This is a genomic window from Pediococcus parvulus (assembly GCF_007990205.1).
Classification (GTDB): domain Bacteria; phylum Bacillota; class Bacilli; order Lactobacillales; family Lactobacillaceae; genus Pediococcus; species Pediococcus parvulus.
On the sequence record NZ_BJWE01000038.1, the window covers coordinates 1 to 18,347 of the forward strand.

General features: G+C 40.5%; 13 protein-coding genes, 2 tRNA genes and 1 pseudogene. 12 read left to right on the forward strand and 4 right to left on the reverse strand.

Annotated features, from left to right (window positions below; translation table 11 throughout):
• Positions 1–5: 5 nt before the first annotated feature.
• A tRNA-Gln gene (locus tag PPA04_RS07510) sits at positions 6–77 on the forward strand.
• A 216-nt stretch (positions 78–293) separates the two neighbouring features.
• Complete coding sequence (locus PPA04_RS07515; RefSeq protein WP_057784641.1) at positions 294–1,130, forward strand: metallophosphoesterase; 837 nt, start codon at positions 294–296, stop codon at positions 1,128–1,130.
• Positions 1,131–1,194: 64 nt separating this feature from the next.
• Here the strand turns inward: PPA04_RS07515 and PPA04_RS07520 are convergent, their stop codons facing one another.
• The 3 genes and pseudogenes from PPA04_RS07520 to asnB all read right to left on the reverse strand — a co-directional run bounded on the left by PPA04_RS07520 (position 1,195) and on the right by asnB (position 5,818).
• Positions 1,195–2,676: a UDP-N-acetylmuramoyl-L-alanyl-D-glutamate--2,6-diaminopimelate ligase gene (locus PPA04_RS07520; protein WP_057784640.1), complete on the reverse strand. Its 1,482-nt coding sequence runs from the start codon at positions 2,674–2,676 to the stop codon at positions 1,195–1,197.
• Positions 2,677–2,721: 45 nt separating this feature from the next.
• A pseudogene (gene dapG, locus PPA04_RS07525) lies at positions 2,722–3,938 on the reverse strand (aspartate kinase).
• Positions 3,939–3,943: 5 nt separating this feature from the next.
• Positions 3,944–5,818 (reverse strand): asparagine synthase (glutamine-hydrolyzing), encoded by a 1,875-nt coding sequence (asnB, locus tag PPA04_RS07530; RefSeq protein WP_057784639.1) that lies wholly within the window; start codon positions 5,816–5,818, stop codon positions 3,944–3,946.
• Between the two features lie 199 nt (positions 5,819–6,017).
• Between asnB and proC the strand changes: the two genes are divergently transcribed.
• From proC to PPA04_RS07545, 3 genes are all read left to right on the forward strand, one after another.
• Positions 6,018–6,809, forward strand: a complete 792-nt coding sequence (gene proC, locus PPA04_RS07535) for a pyrroline-5-carboxylate reductase (protein ID WP_057784638.1) — start codon at positions 6,018–6,020, stop codon at positions 6,807–6,809.
• 73 nt (positions 6,810–6,882) lie between these two features.
• Positions 6,883–8,028, forward strand: a complete 1,146-nt coding sequence (gene nagA / locus PPA04_RS07540; protein WP_057784637.1) for an N-acetylglucosamine-6-phosphate deacetylase — start codon at positions 6,883–6,885, stop codon at positions 8,026–8,028.
• Between the two features lie 63 nt (positions 8,029–8,091).
• The gene (locus PPA04_RS07545) at positions 8,092–8,793 is read left to right on the forward strand and encodes a GntR family transcriptional regulator (RefSeq protein ID WP_057784636.1); all 702 of its coding nucleotides are present in this window, start codon (positions 8,092–8,094) and stop codon (positions 8,791–8,793) included.
• Between the two features lie 57 nt (positions 8,794–8,850).
• On the opposite strand, the gene PPA04_RS07550 is transcribed toward PPA04_RS07545, so the two are convergent.
• A complete protein-coding gene (locus tag PPA04_RS07550; RefSeq protein WP_057784635.1) occupies positions 8,851–9,588 on the reverse strand; it encodes a WecB/TagA/CpsF family glycosyltransferase in 738 nt (245 codons plus the stop codon).
• A gap of 115 nt (positions 9,589–9,703) precedes the next feature.
• Here PPA04_RS07550 and PPA04_RS07555 point away from each other — a divergent pair, with 115 nt between their 5' ends.
• From PPA04_RS07555 to PPA04_RS07585, 7 genes are all read left to right on the forward strand, one after another.
• Positions 9,704–11,176 (forward strand): nicotinate phosphoribosyltransferase, encoded by a 1,473-nt coding sequence (locus PPA04_RS07555; RefSeq protein ID WP_057784634.1) that lies wholly within the window; start codon positions 9,704–9,706, stop codon positions 11,174–11,176.
• Positions 11,177–11,190: 14 nt separating this feature from the next.
• Positions 11,191–12,012 carry an NAD(+) synthase gene (gene nadE, locus PPA04_RS07560; RefSeq protein ID WP_057784633.1) on the forward strand — a complete coding sequence of 274 codons (822 nt, stop codon included), beginning with the start codon at positions 11,191–11,193 and terminating at the stop codon, positions 12,010–12,012.
• A 247-nt stretch (positions 12,013–12,259) separates the two neighbouring features.
• Positions 12,260–14,923: a cation-translocating P-type ATPase gene (locus PPA04_RS07565; protein ID WP_057784632.1), complete on the forward strand. Its 2,664-nt coding sequence runs from the start codon at positions 12,260–12,262 to the stop codon at positions 14,921–14,923.
• 23 nt (positions 14,924–14,946) lie between these two features.
• Positions 14,947–15,384 carry a hypothetical protein gene (locus PPA04_RS07570; RefSeq protein WP_057784631.1) on the forward strand — a complete coding sequence of 146 codons (438 nt, stop codon included), beginning with the start codon at positions 14,947–14,949 and terminating at the stop codon, positions 15,382–15,384.
• A gap of 139 nt (positions 15,385–15,523) precedes the next feature.
• Entirely contained in the window at positions 15,524–17,707 is a 2,184-nt protein-coding gene (locus tag PPA04_RS07575) for a Tex family protein (protein WP_057784630.1), read from the forward strand.
• Positions 17,704–18,159 carry a SprT family protein gene (locus PPA04_RS07580; protein WP_057784629.1) on the forward strand — a complete coding sequence of 152 codons (456 nt, stop codon included), beginning with the start codon at positions 17,704–17,706 and terminating at the stop codon, positions 18,157–18,159. Before PPA04_RS07575 ends, PPA04_RS07580 begins: the two co-directional genes overlap by 4 nt.
• Positions 18,160–18,229: 70 nt before the next feature.
• Positions 18,230–18,315 (forward strand) — tRNA-Leu (locus PPA04_RS07585).
• Positions 18,316–18,347 lie beyond the last annotated feature (32 nt).

The following is an 18,347-nucleotide window of genomic DNA, read 5'->3' on the forward strand; positions in this document are numbered from 1 at the left end:
ATGAATGGGCTATAGCCAAGCGGTAAGGCATCGGGTTTTGATCCCGAGATGCGATGGTTCGATCCCATCTAGCCCAATAGTTACGCCTTTCTAAGTCGCTACCAGTTTAAGTACTGATGTAGAGGCTTTTTTTGTATCTTCTATTAATGCACTTAGGTAGTAAAGTTTTAGTGAAAAATAGGTTATCCTCTTATCTTCAAAAATTTACGGTACAATAGGTTCATATTAGGTGGGCTTATTTTTTTATTATTGATGAGTTTTCTTTCTAGTAGTGGAATAGACGGAGGCGTCTAATGAATTATACATTTATCGGCGACATTCATTCAGCTAGTGATGATTTAAAAGTACTTTTGAATGCCATTAATACGGAAGCTGATCGCTTGATTTTTTTAGGCGATTACATTGATGGAACGGCAACTCGACATTTTTCAAAGCGTGAAGAAACGCAGTTAATTGATCCTTTAGGAGTTTTAGATATTTTGATGAATCGAGTTAACCAACACAGCGACATCGTGTTACTTGGAAACCATGATGATTTTTGGGTGCAGACAGCTGCTGGTGATGATTTGAGTTATCAAACATGGCGAATTAATGGTGGTGCTCGTACATGGCGAAAATTAGGAATTTACTCCAGTGCGCTGCCTGTGATTCAAAAGGCACTGAATGCTCCAAAACTGGCCCCTTACACGAAGTTCTTAAGCAATCGACCATTTACCTGGGAAACTGGCAAAATGCTAGCAGTGCATGCTGGTGTTCGTTGGGGAGTGCGTCTTAATAAACAAGAAAAAGACGATTTAGTTTGGATTAGAAATGACTATTATTTCAATGCAGGATTGGAATCAGCGGGATGGCATAAAAATGAGTTAGGTAAGGTGATTGTCACTGGACATACACCAGTTCAGATCTTTAATCGATCCGGATTCATAAAAATGCAAGCTGACAGTCAAGATGTACCGCGTTATTTAATTGATGCTGGTAGTCGTTCCGGTGCATTTAGTGGTGGAATTGTGGCATTAACGCTTGATCCAAATGGAGGGTTCGTTTCAGCAAAATTTGTGGTGAACCAACAAGTTCAGGAGATTCCAAATAAGTTAATTGAAGAAGATTTTCTGTCAAAAGATCCCAAGTAAGCAATGATAAAAGTCGCAAACCCATGAACAACTGGATTTGCGACTTTTTTAACATCTTATTTAATTAATCAGCCACTGGTTTTAACGCCAGGGCTTTGGCGGCTTCTTCACAGTCGTCAAAATGATGTTTGGTTCGACCAAGAATTTGGTAATCTTCGTGTCCTTTTCCGGCAATCAGGATGACGTCTCCCGACTTGGCCGATTCAACAGCTTTCGTAATGGCCTCCCGGCGATCAATGTAAACTTCGGGGTGATCGTTTGGAACGCCGGCTAGCATATCATTTAAAATAGCCTGCGGGTCTTCTGTACGTGGATTATCCGCGGTAAAAATCGGCTTCGTACTGTATTCAACGGCAATTTTTGCCATTTTGGCCCGCTTTCCTTTATCACGATCGCCACCACAACCAATCACACAGTAAATGTCTTTTTTAGCAAAGGAATGGATGGTCTCTAAAGCATTTAAAAGACTATCTGGTGTATGTGAATAATCAACAATTACCCGGACCCCTGTATGAGAAGGGATGGATTGAAAACGGCCTTTTACCCCCGAAACTTTTTCCAATGAAGTGATAATTTGTGCTTCTGGTAGCCCGCCTGCATAAGCCGCGGCAAAGGCAGCCAACAGATTGTAAACATTAAATTGGCCAATCAGTTTCGTTGTGACATGGGTGAGATGACCAAATACGGACAAGTCAAATTCAGTACCATGACTATAAATCTGAATGTTTTGAGCACGAATCATCGCATCGGTATTGAGCCCATAGGTCAACACGTGGGCAGCGGTATATTGTTCAAACTCACGACCAACGGGATCATCGGTATTTAAAACGGCGACTTTACTAGTGCCGTCTGCATTATATTTATTGCCTAATTGAGCAAACAACATACTTTTAGCGTGAATATAATCATCCATAGTTTTGTGAAAATCTAAATGATCAAGCGTGAGATTTGTGAAGACAGCAACATCGTAATCAATTCCCCAAACGCGGCCCAAAACTAAAGCAATCGACGAAACTTCCATTGAAACGGTTTTTACGCCAACTTCGCGCATTTGTGCCAAAGTCTTTTGCGTCGTGATGGCATCCGGTGTGGTATTTTCAGTTGGAAAAGTTTCATCTTTAATGCGGCGATACATGGTTCCCATCAGACCAGTCGCCTGATTTTGATCTCGATAAATTTGGTCGATTAAATGGGTAACGGTTGTTTTGCCATTGGTGCCAGTCACACCAATCATATGCATTTTTTGGCTAGGAGCCTCAAAAAAAACATCGGCAAGGATTGCCATGGCTCGTTCAGTGTTTTGTACATACACAACAGGAACGGTAACGTTGATCCGCTTTTGAGCCACAATGATTTTGGCGCCTTTTTCAACAGCTTGTTTAACCAATATATGACCATCAATGTGATAGCCATCTACGGCGATAAACATCGCACCAGGTTGAATCTCGCGGGTATCCTGAGTCAACATTGTCACATCAAAATCAGTTGTGATAGTTGGCTGAACTTGCTTGAATTTTAAACTATTAATTAATTTGCTAACTTTCATTGAGAACGTTCCTTTTTAGAATAGGCAGATAACTGACTGACATTACTATTGAGTAAGGGTGAATTGATGGCTTTGTAAAAATTCATCGTGTAAACTGTTTAAAGCCGCAGTGAGGTCGGTTTTATGAATTAGAACCCAAATGGTCGTATAACTATCAGTTGATTGTAAAATATCGATATGGTGCTTGGCTAATGTGTTGACAATCCGGGCCGTGATCCCTGGAGTGCCCGTAATTCCGGCTCCTACAATGGCAACCTTGGCGCAATCAGAAACCATTCGATAGTTTGCATGGGCGGTTGCTAAAGTCTTTTCAGCAAGCCAGGTATCCATTTGTGGCAAATTGAAAACAACCGAATCGGTAGAAATATTAATAAAATCAATACTGAGATTTTGTGCGGCCATTAATTGGAAAATCTGACCAGATGTTAGGTTCTCAGTTGAAACAGAAAATTGAGTTAAGTTGTTTTGGTTGGTTATACTGTAACAGTTCGATAATGAGAAATGCGGGGATTTCTTTCGCCAACAATTGTGCCTAATTCTTCAGGTTGTTGATAGGTTGCCCGAATCCGCATTGATAAGTTAGCTTGTTTAGCAACTTCAACAGCTCGTGGATGGATGACACGAGCGCCATTATGGGCCAAATTGGCAAGTTCATCATAGCTGATGGACTTGAGACAACGGGCCCTTTTTACAAGTTGAGGATCCGCCGTCATGATGCCGCTTACGTCGGTAAAAATATCTACCAATTCAGCGTTTAAGGCCATACCCAAAACGGCAGCCGAGACATCAGAACCGCCACGGCCGATGGTTGTGATTTCGCCATCTTTAGTGGCACCTTGAAACCCAGCAACAACGACGACATTCGTCTTTTTAAACATTTTTTTGATAGGAGTCGGGTCAACGTTAAGTATTTTGGCATTTTGAAATTCATCATCGGTTACAATTCCGGCCTCACTGCCCGTTAAAGCAGTGGCATCTAAGCCAGCTTCACGGGCCTGTTCTGTAAACACGGTTGCGGAAACAATTTCACCAACGGAAACCAACATATCTAACTCACGTTTAGATAACCTTGATTGGTTATTGTGGACCAGATTTAAAAGACCGTCTGTTGTGTAGGATGCTCCTGGTTCCCGAAAGGCGGAAACCACAACCACGACTTTTTTACCGTGATCAACTGCGTATTTCACATGCACTAAAGCTTGCTTTCTAGCGGCTACATCTTTAACAGAAGTGCCCCCGAATTTTTGAATAACAATCTCCATTTTATCTATACCAACTCTCTATCGTTCTTCGGTTCTAACTCTTCCACATAAATTTTATGCCACATCATAAAGGTGAGAATCGTCCATAATTTTCGGGAATTATCTGCCACACCATCACGGTGATCATCTAATAACGTTAAAAAGTAGTTTTTATCAAAATACTGATCCGTTTGGGAATCTTGAATAATTGTGCGTGCCCAATCATACATTTCACTTTTTAGCCAGAAACGGATTGGCACAGGGAAACCTAATTTTTTACGATGTAAGACGTGATCAGGTACAATACCTTCAACTGCCTTTCGTAAAATATATTTGGTCGTTCCATGACTAATTCGTAAATCAGCTGGAATGCTGGAAGCCACTTTGAAAACTTCTCGATCCACAAATGGGGTTCGTAATTCCAAACTGTGTGCCATGGTAGTTCGGTCAGCATTGTGAAGCAAATCGCCGTTTAACCAGGTGTGCATATCAATGAATTGCATTCTTGTAATCGGGTCATAATCTTGTGATTCGTCATAAAATGGCTTCGTAATGGATTGAAATGGATGACTGAGATTATAATTTTTAAAAAATGCACGTTTTTCGGTTTCATTAAATATAAAGGCATTGCCAACATAACGTTTTTCAAGGGGTGTGGTACCACGTAACAAAAATGAGCGACCCTTTACGCCACGCGGAATTAATCGGGCAATATGATTTAAAGCGCCATTTAAGGGCTTGGTGTAATTAAATACACTTAATGATTCTGGTTCGTGATAGATAGTGTAACCACCAAACAACTCATCAGCACCTTCACCTGTTAAGGCTACTTTTACATGTTTCACAGCTTCTTTTGCCAAGAAATATTGGGGCACAGCAGCCGGATCCGCAAGGGGATCATCCATACTCCAAACAAACTTAGGAAAAGCTTCCATGAATGCTTCAGGGGTAATTAAACTGCTGTAATTTTTAACGTCTAATTTTTCAGCCGTTTCTTGGGCAACATCTAGTTCACTGTAGCCTTCGCGTTCGAATCCAACTGAAATCGTTTCTAGGTTGGGGTTAAAATTTTTTGCCATGGCCACAATAATTGATGAATCAATTCCGCCAGATAAGAAGGAACCAACTGGCACGTCAGAGCGCATATGCATTTTGACGGAATCTAACAAAACTTCGCGAATCTTTTTGATGTAGGCCGTTTCCGATTCGTTCGTGGGGTGAAATTCTCGATGGTAGTAACGGTTAATTACGGGATCTTCCCCAATTTTTTTGGTTAGCGTGCACCCTGGTGAAAGCAGCTTGATTTCTTTTGTTAAAGTTTCTGGTTCCGGTACAAACTGGAATGTCATGTAATCTTGCAAGGCATCATGATCAAAAGTTCGCTGCGCAAGAATTTTGTAAATGGCTTTACTTTCGGAAGCATAATATAACTGGTCGCCTTGGATGGCATAGTAAAATGGTTTAATACCAAATTGGTCGCGAGCAGCAAAGAAAGTCTTTTCTTGTTTATCCCAAATCACAAACGAAAACATGCCGCGTAAATATTTAGTGACGTCAGATTGGTATTTGGCATACAAAGCTAAAATAACTTCGGAGTCAGACTCTGTTTTAAAACTGTATCCGTCTTTAATTAAATCATTCCGTAACTCAACAAAGTTATAAATTTCACCATTAAAAGTTAGCCAGTAGCGTTCATTATCATAGGATAGGGGTTGATGGCCGCCATCCAAATCAATGATACTTAAACGCCGGAATCCCATGGTGATGTGATCATCTTCAAAGTAGCCACTATCGTCAGGGCCTCTATGGACCAACATATTTGTCATTTCATGAACTGTATTGTTTTCAGTCTGACCGTCGATTTTTGAAAGGTCGGTCAAACAGCCTGCGAATCCACACATACGGCCATCTCCTCTTTTTGTTTTATTAACTTTATATTTATGACTATATAGGTAACAGATTAAATCAAGTTTAAAAAACACCATAAATCAAGAATCAACCAATGATAGCTTTAAAAAAAACGGTTTCACAACGGAAACGAATTATTAGTTGGAAAAATGATAAAATGGAAATATAAAAAAAGAAAGTGAATGAATAAAAATGAAAATTGGATTTATTGGAGTTGGCAACATGGCAAAGGCCATTATTATTGGGTTGATCAAGGTGGGAGTTTCGGGAACGGACATTTTGGTGCACAGTGGTCACCTTGAACATTATGAGGCATTTGCAAAACAAAATCAGTTGGCGCTGGAAACTAGTAATGAAGAGGTTGCTAAAAGGGCGGATGTGGTGATATTAGCCGTTAAACCAGACATTGCCAAACAGGTGTTAACTGATATTAAATTGGAAGTGAACAGTGCTGACAAATTAGTGGCTTCCGTCGTTTCTGGTCTAGAGATTGCCGAAATGCAGGCCATTATTGGTGATTGGCCAATTATGCGGGTGATGCCAAACGTTAATGTTGAAATTAATGAAGGGATGACCGCCTTGGCTGCAAGTGGCCCACTAACAGATTCACCATTTAATATTGGTAAAAATATTTTTGAAAAAGTTGGGAAGGTCATGGAAGTATCTGAATCTGACTTCACAATCTTTGGAGCGATTGCAGGTAGTGCGCCGGCGTATGCTTACTTTTTCATTGATGCGTTATCACGAGCGGGCGTTAAGTATGGGTTGACTAAGCAGGCAGCAACCAAAATTGCGGCCCAAGTTGTGAATGGGAGTGCCAAAATGGTTCTTGAGGCCGATGATAACCCAGCTGCTTTAATTGATAAGGTTTCTTCACCAGGTGGGACAACGGTCGCCGGTTTTCTAGCAATGGAAGAGGCCGGTTTTATGACCTCGGTAGTCAAAGGCATTAATGCCACCATTGCGAAAGAAAAAGGTGAATAACAGATTCTCCTTGCAGTTGTGGTCTATACCGATTATAATGAACTTAAATAAAACTGAAGGAGATTTTTAACTAATGAGTACTGTATTGAAACACGCCACGATTTATACTGGTTTAGAGAAAATTGATGACGGCTTTATTCGGTTTAACAAACAAATCGAAGCTGTTGGGCCAATGAGCGAGTTCCGTCCCTTGCCAGATGACGAAATTCACTTTGCTGCAGAAACAATTGTGACCCCAGGATTTATTGATGTGCACAGTCATGGCGGCTATGGGTTTGATGCCATGGATGGTGACGCTGACCAAATTAACGAAATGGTTACGAAAATGACAAAAACAGAAGGAATTACCACTTACTTCTGTACCACAATGACGCAATCGAACGAAAACATTGATCATGCGATGAAAGGAGTAGCTAAAGCAGCTGCTGTCAATCCCGTCATTAAAGGGGTACATTTGGAAGGGCCCTTTATTTCAGCTACTTTCAAAGGTGCACAACCAGAACAATACATTAAAGATCCTGACGTTCACTTGTTGGAACAGTGGAACAAGTCTGCTAATGGGTTAGTTAAATTAATCACCATGGCTCCTGAAGATAAGGGTGCCGATGAATTTGAATCTTACTGTTTAGCACATGGAATTGTGCCATCTGTTGGCCATAGTAATGCCAAACGGGCGGATTTATTAAATAGTAAAGTGAGTCACGGAACTCATTTGTACAATGCACAACGGGAATGGAAGCATCGTGAACCAGGCGTTACCGGCCACGTAATGTTGGAAGACAACATCTATGCTGAATTAATTTGTGACGGTTTCCATATTGTTCCTGACATGTTGCGTTTGGCATACGAAGTTAAAGGCCCAGAACGGATCGAATTGGTAACTGACTCGATGCGTTCTAAAGGAATGCCTGAAGGCGAAAGTGAATTAGGTGGCCAAAAAGTTTATGTTAAAGACAAGCAGGCTCGCTTAGCTGACGGAACCTTAGCTGGTTCAGTTTTGGAATATACAGATGCCTTCAAGAATGCCATGAAATTTATGGGATGCAGTATTGAAGATGCCGTACAGATGAGTTCTGTCAACCAGGCTAACGAATTTGGTTTGGACAGTAAGGGAACTCTTGAAGTGGGTAAAGATGCGGATTTGAACTTGTTTGATGATAACCTGAACAAGTTGGCTACTTACAGCTATGGCCGTGAATTCTCAAATACTGAAAAATAAAGTTCCGAAACTAGCTATTTTTTCGTTATAATAAGCTTATAGTCGTTTACAGGAGGTGGAATCGTGGGATCCCCCATTTATATTCAAATTCACAATGAAATTAAAAAATCTATCGAGGCTGGTAAATGGGCAGTTGGTGACCGTATTCCAGCAGAACGTGAATTAGCAGAACAGTTCAATGTAAGCCGAATGACACTTAGACAAGCCATTCAGACATTAGTTGATGAGGGTATTTTGGAGCGTCGTGTGGGTTCGGGTACTTTTGTAGCTAATCAGAAAGTTCAAGAAAAAATGTCTGGTGTGACCAGTTTCACTGACTTAATGATTGCGCAAGGTAAAACTCCTTCCAGCAAAACGATTTCGTACCATGCGGGGCAACCTTCTATGAGTGAAAGCGAAAAGTTAGAGCTAAATGATGGTGAATTAGTTTTGCGGATGGAACGGATTCGGTATGCGGATAAAGTGCCTATCTGTTTTGAGACGGCTACGGTACCAGAAAATCTCGTGAAAGATTTCAGTAAGGCTGAAGTAACCAGTTCATTGTATGGTACGTTAGAGAAAAAGGCGGGATTAGTTCCCGGTAAGGCAACTCAGACCGTTTCGGCAATGCTAGCTTCTGAAAAGATTGCCGAATATCTATCTGTAAAACGTGGAGAAGCAATTTTACGTTTACGTCAGGTGTCGTATTTACAAGATGGGAAACCATTTGAATATGTGCGCACTCAATATGTGGGCGAACGATTTGAATTTTATCTCAATCGTTAAAAACACAAAAAATAGTTTGTCGATTTTCGAAATGAAAATGACAAACTATTTTTAGTATCAGAGCTTATTTTGTTTTTTGAGTTGATGAATTTTCCACATGAATTGAGGAATTATCATTTGTCGTTTGAGCCGTTTGGGTTCGGTAATTAATCGGTAAAACCATTCTAAATGATGATTTTGCCAAAATTGAGGTGCTCGTTTAACAATCCCTACAAAGACATCAAAACTGCCACCCACGCCCATCCATAACCCGTTTGTGAGGTGACGATGACTCGCAATAAACTGCTCTTGCTTGGGAAAACCAGTTGCAACGAAGACAATATCGGGTTGTTGGGCTTTAATCTCAGCTGCAATTAATGATTCGTCTTTATAGTAACCATCGCGGGCACCGACAACTTGAACGCCGGGAAAGTTAGCAGCTAATTTGGTTGTTAAAAGGTTGATCACATGCGGTTTAGCTCCTAAAAAATACACTTTCTTTTGTGTTTGATCGGCCCATTTAAGGAGACCTGTAAAAATATCAAATCCCGTGATTCGCTCAGGTAACGGTGTTTTTAGCGTTGCTGCGGCTTTAATAATGCCAATTCCATCCGGTGAGATATAGTCAGCTTTTAAGATAAGGTTACGATAGGGTTCATTTCGGTTTGCATACATGACAATTTCCGGATTTGCCGTGACAACAAACGTATTTTGGTGATTTTGAATTCGAGTTTGGAGTTGATTGATAAACTGATTACGTGTGGTATTTGCAAATGGAATCCCCATAATTTTAACGCTTCGAAATGGGTCATTCATAATAAAATCAATCCTTTCGACTATTGAAAATGACGCACCATGGAAAAAATGATAAAATAGGTGCAACTATTGTTAATATTATTAAACCACTAACTAACTGAGGAGTACAATCGTCATGACTAAAAAATATCCGGATGACAGTTTAACGTTACATACGGATGCCTATCAAATTAACATGATTCAAACTTACTGGGAACAAGGAATTCACAATAAGAACGCTGTTTTTGAAGTTTTCTTTCGAGATATGCCTTTTAAAAATGGGTACGCGATTTTTGCTGGTTTGGAAAGAGTCGTGAAGTATATCCAACAGTTGCACTTTACGGATTCTGATTTGGCTTATTTGAAAGAATCAGAACATTATCCGGATGACTTCTTGGAATATTTGCGTAACTTTAAATTTAGTGGCACAATTCGTTCCGCTGTTGAAGGTGATTTAGTTTTCAACGGCGAACCAATTATGCAAGTGGAAGGTCCGTTAGCTGATTGCCAATTAGTTGAAACCGCCATTTTAAATGTTGTGAACTATCAAACTTTGATAGCCACTAAAGCGTCACGAATTAAATCCGTCGTTGGCAACGATGCCTTGTTAGAGTTTGGTACGCGCCGTGCTCAAGAAATGAGTGCCGCAATTTGGGGGACTAGGGCGGCTTACATCGGCGGTTTTGATGCCACAAGTAATGTCCGGGCAGGTAAAATTTTTGGAATTCCGATCAGCGGAACCCATGCGCATGCCCTGGTTCAGTACTATCGTAACGATTATGATGCTTTTAAAGCATATGCCCAAACCCATCATGATTGCGTGTTTTTGGTAGATACCTATGACACGCTCAAAAGTGGGGTACCCAATGCGATTAGGGTAGCCAAAGAAATGGGTGATAAGATTAATTTCTTGGGCGTTCGAATTGATAGTGGTGATATGGCTTACTTATCAAAGCGTGTACGCGAGCAATTAGACGAAGCTGGTTTTCCGAATGCCAAAGTTTATGCTTCAAATGATTTAGATGAAAAAACAATTCAAAACTTAAAAATGCAGGGTGCCAAAATTGATGTTTGGGGTGTCGGCACAAAATTAATTACCGCTTATGATCAACCAGCTTTAGGGGCCGTTTACAAGATGGTTTCTATCGAGGGTGAAGACGGTAAGATGGTTGATACCATTAAACTATCTAACAATGTGGAAAAAGTTTCTACACCCGGTAAAAAACAAGTTTGGCGAATTTCTAAAAATGCAGATGGTAAATCAGAGGGGGATTACGTGACCCTCTGGGATGAAGATCCGCAAAAGCAACCTTCAATTTACATGTTCCATCCAAATTATACGTACATTAACAAAACGGTGAGTGATTTCAATGCACGCCCACTGTTACATGAAATTTTTAAAGATGGCAAGCTGGTTTATAAACTTCCAGAACTGAAAGATGTTAAGGAATACTCTCGCAAGATGTTGGATTCCTTATGGGATGAATATAAACGTGATTTGAATCCGCAAGACTATCCCGTTGATTTATCTGAGAAATGTTATGACCATAAGATGAACAGCATTAATGGTGTTCGAAAATACGTCAGTTCGTTAAAATTTAGTGAATAAGAGAGATGGCAACAATGCGAAAATTACAACAAGAGATTATCAAAAATTTAAGAGTGGCGCCCGAAATTGATCCAAAAACGGAAATTCGCCGTAGTGTTGATTTCCTAAAAACGTATCTAAAGAAAAACACCTTTATCAAAAGCTTTGTGCTAGGCATTTCCGGGGGTCAGGACTCAACATTAACCGGTAAACTAGGGCAGATGGCCATTACTGAAATGCGTGAAGAAACTGGCGACCAAGATTACCAGTTTATCGCAGTCCGTTTGCCATATGGCGTGCAAGCTGATGAATCGGATGCAATGGCGGCGATCGAATATATACAAGCTGATCAAGTTAAACGGGTCGACATCAAACCAGCTGCTGACGCAATGGTACAGGCACTTGAAGCTAATGATTTGAAGATTAGTGATTTTAACAAGGGAAATATCAAGGCCCGAGAACGCATGATTGCTCAGTACGGAATTGCTGGTGCTAATAATGGCATCGTGCTTGGTACGGATCACGCCGCTGAATCGGTGACGGGCTTTTATACCAAGTTCGGTGACGGTGGTGCAGATGTTACTCCAATTTGGCGGTTAGATAAGCGTCAAGGCAAGGCACTTTTAGAAGAGTTGAATGCGCCAAAACACTTATACGAAAAGGTTCCAACGGCTGATTTGGAAGATAATCGTCCTGCCTTGCCTGATGAAGTAGCGCTTGGCGTGACTTACGATGATATTGATAATTATCTAGAGGGGCATGAAATCGAAACTAAGGCTGCGGAAAAAATCGAAAGTTGGTATCAAAAAACGGCGCACAAACGTCATTTACCATATACTGTTTACGATAAATTCTAGAAGATTGAGATGCCAAGAAAAATAAAAAGCAAAATCACTTGCTATTAGGTTTGCTTATAGTTATAATAAATTAACAACAAAACATGAGGGAGTAACTAGCAGTTATTTCTGCGGCAATGTCGTCAACAAGATTAAATCTGGTATTGCCTGAAAAAGTGAGACTCGTGGATGTTCGCATTTTAGTGTGGACATGCACGGGTCTCTTTTTTTAAAAAGCCCCTGTGTGTCGAAAAATAAGGAGGAACACATGAAAGCTACAAAAGTTAATTACTACAACCAGAGCGTGGAAGATGTGCTGAAAGCTCAAGGCAGTTCTCCAGAAGGATTGACCGATGCACAAGTCCAAGAAAGTTTAACCAAGCACGGCGCTAATCAGTTAGAGACTAAGAAAAATACAAGTCTCTTACAAAAGTTCATCGCTCAGTTTAAAGATTTAATGATCATTGTATTGATTGCGGCGGCCATAGTATCCGTGTTTGTGGGTGAAGGCGTTGACGCCATCATCATTTTACTGGTGGTTGTGCTGAATGCGATTTTTGGTGTTTTTCAGGAAACAAAAGCTGAAGAGGCAATTGCGGCCTTAAAGGAACTTTCCGCGCCTCAAGCTCATGTTAAACGAAACGGAAAAGTAGAAACTATCAAGAGCGAAGATGTGGTTCCTGGCGATATTGTTTTGCTGGAAGCTGGCGATATTATTCCTGCCGATTTGCGTTTAATTGAGTCTGCTGGTTTAAAAATGGAAGAAGCCGCCTTAACTGGTGAGTCTGTCCCAGTTGAAAAACAAATTGCAGCTTTAAAGGATAGTAAGTTGCCAATCGGTGATCAAACTAACATGGCCTTCATGAATAGTAATGTCACGTATGGTCGTGGTAGTGGCGTGGTTGTTGGTACTGGGATGCATACTGAAGTTGGCCAAATTGCAGATATGATCAACAATGCCGAAGAAACGACAACCCCGCTGCAGCACAATTTAACGCAGCTGAGTAAAGTTTTAACTGGTTTAATTTTAGTGATTGCAGCCATCGTTTTCGTGGTGGGTATGATTCGGGGAAACGAAAGCCTAATTAATATGTTGCTGACGGCAATTTCTTTAGCCGTTGCTGCTATTCCTGAAGGCTTACCAGCCATTGTCACGATTACCTTAGCGTTAGGTACGCAACGAATGGCCAAACGACATGCAATCATTCGAAAATTACCAGCCGTTGAGACTTTGGGTGGGACCCAAATCATTGCGTCTGATAAAACGGGAACGTTGACCCAAAACAAAATGACTGTTGAAAAAGTTTTTGTGAATAATCAATTGAAAGACACCGCGGATGTCGATCCAAAAGATTATCCTTACAACCATTTGTTTGAGTTAATGGTGTTAAATAATGATACCAAACAAACTAAAGAAGGTTTGATTGGTGATCCTACCGAAACGGCTTTAATTCAATTTAATTTGGATAAACATCAAAATGTCGAAAAATTAATTAGCTCAGAAAAAAGAGTTACCGAAGTCCCATTTGATTCTGAACGTAAATTGATGTCCACATATAATCAATTGGAAGATGGACGATTTTTACAAACGGTCAAGGGTGCCCCAGATGAATTACTACAACGAACAACATTGTTTGAAGAGGGCGAAGAAATCAAATCAATGGATGACGCCGAGCGTAAACTTGTTTTGGACACAAACCATAAATTGGCAACCCAGGCGATTAGAGTGCTGGGATTTGCATATCAAATTGTGGATGAAATCCCAGCAACCTTGGCGTCTGAAGTGGTCGAACAAGAATTAATTTTTGCTGGCCTAATCGGGATGATTGATCCCGAACGTCCTGAAGTAGCACAGGCTGTGGAAGAAGCTAAACAGGCTGGAATTCGCCCATTAATGATTACAGGTGATCATCGCGATACTGCGGCGGCAATTGCCAAACGTTTGGGTATTATTGAAGAAGGCGATGATCAAGCAGTTATATCTGGAACTGAATTGGATGAAATGGATGATAAAACCTTTGCTAAAAAAGTTAACCAGTATTCGGTTTATGCGCGTGTGGCCCCTGAACACAAAGTACGAATTGTAAATGCTTGGCAAAAACAAGGCAAAGTTGTGGCGATGACCGGAGATGGTGTGAATGATGCGCCTTCCCTTAAGCAGGCTGATATTGGGGTTGCCATGGGAATAACAGGTACCGAAGTTTCAAAAGGTGCCAGTGATATGATTTTGGCAGATGACAACTTCTCAACAATTGTGGTGGCAGTTGAAGAAGGACGAAAAGTGTTTGCCAATATTCAAAAAGCAATTCAGTATCTCTTGTCTGCAAACTTGGGTGAAGTTTTGACGTTGTTTGTCATGACAATGATGGGTTGGCAAATTCTTGCGCCAGTTCACATTTTATGGATTAATTTAGTAACTGATACCTTCCCAGCAATTGCGTTGGGATTGGAACCCGCAGAAAAGAATGTGATGAAACAAAAGCCGCGAGGAAGAGCAAGCAACTTCTTGTCTGGTGGGGTCGCAAGTAATGTGATTTATCAAGGACTGTTAGAAGGACTGATTACCTTGACAGTTTATGGTCTTGCCATCTTGTATCCGGTGCATGCTTCTTATGCTCAGGCACATGCAGATGCGTTGACCATGGCATTTGCAACATTAGGGTTAATTCAGTTGTTCCATGCCTTTAACTCAAAATCCATTCATGGCTCAATTTTTAGTGCAACTACTTTGAAAAATAAATTCTTTAATTGGTCAATTGTGGTATCGTTTATATTGTTGGCCGCTACCATAGTGGTTCCTGGTTTGAATGATATTTTCCACGTGAGTCATTTGGATCTGCACCAGTGGGCAATTGTTGGTGGTGCTTCATTATCAATTATTGTAATTGTTGAAATCGTGAAATGGTTCCAACGAAGATTTGCAGCTCGCTAATAATTAGAATTGGAGATATTAAAATGCGTAAAAGTAATCCGCAAGGGTATGCTAATTTGCTCAATCGGGTAATGGAATCGTCTGAACAAATGGGTGAAGAGGTTGATCCTCATTTTCAAAATTTCAAGAAAACATTAGCTTTAAAGGGAATTGATTCTTTAAGTGATCGTGACCTACATGAGATTGTCACCATTTTCAAAAAAGCAGTTGATCTGTATAAGCAAAATGTCGAAACTTTAAAGAAAGCAAAACCACCAGTTCAAATTTTAGGACGCCATAAGCAGTTAACTAGTGCTTATGAGACGTATGCCCAGGATTGTGAATTAATGCTAACTAGCATTGATGAAGCAAATAAAAAGATTGATTCTGAGCAGTTTAGTAAAGCAGAACAGGCTCAGGATAAGGATATGGATGCCGTTTCAAAAGCCTTTGATCGTATTATGGCAATGATGATGGGCTAAAATAGCCAAAAAAAACTAGGAAAAATAAATTCCTAGTTTTTTTGTATAGTGAAAATGGAAAATAGAATGAATGGGCCTGTATGCTATACTTATTACTATGTGTTGTTGAGAACGAAATGATTAGTTTGGAGTGAATTTTTTGGAAGATCGAATTGTAAAAATTGTTGAAAAACAACTATCAGATATGCGACCAAAACAGATTCATGCAGCATTGAGTCTTTTGGATGAGGGCGATACAGTTCCTTTTATTGCGCGCTATCGAAAAGAGCGAACGGGCAGTTTAGATGAAGTCCAGATTCGTCAAATTCAGACCAGCTATAATAAAGCAGAAACGCTAGAAAAACGAAGAGATGATGTTTTAAAACTCATTTCTGAACAGGGTAAATTGACACCAGATTTAGAAAAGCAAATTAAATCAGCAGATAAATTACAAACGGTGGAAGATCTGTATTTACCATACAAGCAAAAGCGCCGGACAAAAGCGACGATTGCCAAGGAGAAAGGACTTGAACCATTTGCTTTTTGGCTGATGACCTTTCCTCAGAGTGATTTGACAGCTAAGGCCAGTGAATTCATTAATGCCGACAAAAAGGTCACAACTGTTGAAGATGTTTTTTCCGGTGCCCATGAAATTTTAGCGGAAGCTTTTGGTGATAGTGCCGGATTCCGAGATTGGATTCGAAATTACACCCGTAAAAATGGCCGCTTTGTTTCTCAAGTGAAATCTAAGGGAAAAGAAAAAGATGAAGAAGGCGTTTATCAACTTTATTATGAATTTGATGAATCTCTTTCTAATATGGTGTCACACCGTGTTTTAGCCATTAACCGAGGCGAAAAAGAGGGCGTTTTAAAAGCCCAAATTAAAGTTGATGAAGCCGCTATCATGCGGTATTTACATTTTCGGATTATTGGCAGTCATGAAGGACCGGCAGTGACGCAACTTCAAGATGCTTATGAGGATGCTTACAAGCGGTTTATTGGCCCCGCAATAGAGCGTGAACTCCGAAATGAATTAAGTGAAGAAGCTAATACACAGGCAATCAACGTGTTTGGCGAGAACTTGTACCATTTGTTGATGCAAGCACCAATTAAAGGAAAAGTGGTTTTGGGATTTGATCCTGCTTACCGAACAGGCTGTAAGTTAGCTATCATGGATCCTAACGGGAAGTTCTTAGCGAAAAAGGTGATTTATCCGCATAAACCTGCCTCACAAACTAAACGGCAGGCGGCTGCTGGAGAATTCAAACAATTTTTGGAAGACTACCACGTTGAGATGATTGCCATTGGAAACGGAACAGCTAGTCGTGAATCTGAAGAATTCGTTTCGTCAGTATTAAAAACGATTGATCGGAAGATTTATTATGTGATTGTAAACGAAGCTGGAGCATCAGTTTATTCAGCAAGTAAGGCTGCTCGGGATGCCTTTCCTGAATTACATGTTGAGGAACGAAGCGCCATTAGTATCGGGCGACGTCTTCAGGATCCCCTTGCGGAATTAATTAAAATTGACCCTAAGGCAGTTGGGGTTGGTCAGTATCAACATGACGTGCCCCAAAAAGAATTAACCAGTCAATTAGATACAGTGATTGAAACAGCCGTCAACCAAGTGGGGGTCAACTTAAACACAGCCAGTCCTCAATTGTTGGAACACATTTCTGGTTTGACCAAAACAACTGCCCAAAATATTGTGAACTGGCGTGATGAAAACGGCAGTTATGAGGCTCGAAATCAATTAAAGAAAGTCCCTCGTTTGGGACCGAAAGCTTATGAACAATCAGTTGGTTTCTTAAGAATTGTTCAGGGGAAAAATGCGCTTGATAATACAGACATTCATCCAGAAAGCTACAAGGCTGCTAAAAAGTTATTAACTGAAGTTGGGTTAAGTTTGGATCAGATTGGGACTCCAGAAGCTGCACAAGCATTTAAACAGTTAGATCTTAACCAAACAGCAGCTGACTTAGAGATTGGTGTCGAAACCCTTCAAGATATTATTGCCGGATTAGAAAAACCAGGGCGCGACTTGCGCGATGGTATGCCTGCTCCGCTGTTGAGAAGCGACGTGCTTACTTTAGAGGATTTAAAGGTAGGGATGAAACTGCAAGGGACGGTTCGAAATGTGGTTGATTTTGGGGCCTTTGTCGATATCGGGGTTAAACAAGATGGGCTAGTTCATGTATCTAAGTTAACCAAGAAATTTATTAAGAATCCAGGTGAAGCTGTTTCAGTTGGTGATGTCGTCACCGTTTGGGTTGAAAGTGTTGATTTAGACCGACATCGAATTCAACTCACCATGTTAGATCCAGTTGACGCAACGAATAAATGACAGATTATGAATTACAAAAATTAGTGGAAGAAGTTTCAGAAACTGATTTTCACCGAAAATTTACGCATGAAGCCTACTTTAATTCACGTTTGCGCACTACAGGTGGTCGTTATCAGTTGCAGACCCACAACATTGATATTAATCCTCGGATGTTATCAGAACATGATTTACCGACTTTAATTGGCATTATAAAACATGAATTGTGCCACTATCATTTGCACCTGACGCATCAAGGCTATCAGCATCGGGATGCTACGTTTAGGCACTTATTGCGGCAGGTCGGTGGCTCGCGTTTCGCTCCAGCAAGCCCTGTAAAAAGCCGAAAGAAAGTCCGATTGATTTATGTTTGTCAGCAATGTGGTCTTCGTTATCCGCGTCAACGACACATTGATTTGAAAAAATATCGGTGTGGAAAATGTGGGGGTAGATTGCAACTTGTTCAAGCAAGTTAACCTGATTTTAAGGAAAAAGGTTGTAACTATTACCGTTTTTTGCTAATATAGTTTAGGTAATAGTTTTGTTGCACCCATGGCGGAATTGGCAGACGCGCAAGATTAAGGATCTTGTCGGGAGTTCTCCCGGTGGAAGTTCGAATCTTCTTGGGTGCATAATAGGTTTTAAAAAGGTAAGGAATTTATTC

What these genes read in the sequence shown, in the direction of transcription:
- PPA04_RS07515 (WP_057784641.1), top strand. Translation starts at nt 294, where the DNA reads ATGAATTATACATTTATCGGCGACATTCATTCAGCTAGTGATGATTTA.
- PPA04_RS07520 (WP_057784640.1), bottom strand. Translation starts at nt 2,676, where the DNA reads ATGAAAGTTAGCAAATTAATTAATAGTTTAAAATTCAAGCAAGTTCAG.
- asnB (WP_057784639.1), bottom strand. Translation starts at nt 5,818, where the DNA reads ATGTGTGGATTCGCAGGCTGTTTGACCGACCTTTCAAAAATCGACGGT.
- proC (WP_057784638.1), top strand. Translation starts at nt 6,018, where the DNA reads ATGAAAATTGGATTTATTGGAGTTGGCAACATGGCAAAGGCCATTATT.
- nagA (WP_057784637.1), top strand. Translation starts at nt 6,883, where the DNA reads ATGAGTACTGTATTGAAACACGCCACGATTTATACTGGTTTAGAGAAA.
- PPA04_RS07550 (WP_057784635.1), bottom strand. Translation starts at nt 9,588, where the DNA reads ATGAATGACCCATTTCGAAGCGTTAAAATTATGGGGATTCCATTTGCA.
- PPA04_RS07555 (WP_057784634.1), top strand. Translation starts at nt 9,704, where the DNA reads ATGACTAAAAAATATCCGGATGACAGTTTAACGTTACATACGGATGCC.
- nadE (WP_057784633.1), top strand. Translation starts at nt 11,191, where the DNA reads ATGCGAAAATTACAACAAGAGATTATCAAAAATTTAAGAGTGGCGCCC.
- PPA04_RS07565 (WP_057784632.1), top strand. Translation starts at nt 12,260, where the DNA reads ATGAAAGCTACAAAAGTTAATTACTACAACCAGAGCGTGGAAGATGTG.
- PPA04_RS07570 (WP_057784631.1), top strand. Translation starts at nt 14,947, where the DNA reads ATGCGTAAAAGTAATCCGCAAGGGTATGCTAATTTGCTCAATCGGGTA.
- PPA04_RS07580 (WP_057784629.1), top strand. Translation starts at nt 17,704, where the DNA reads ATGACAGATTATGAATTACAAAAATTAGTGGAAGAAGTTTCAGAAACT.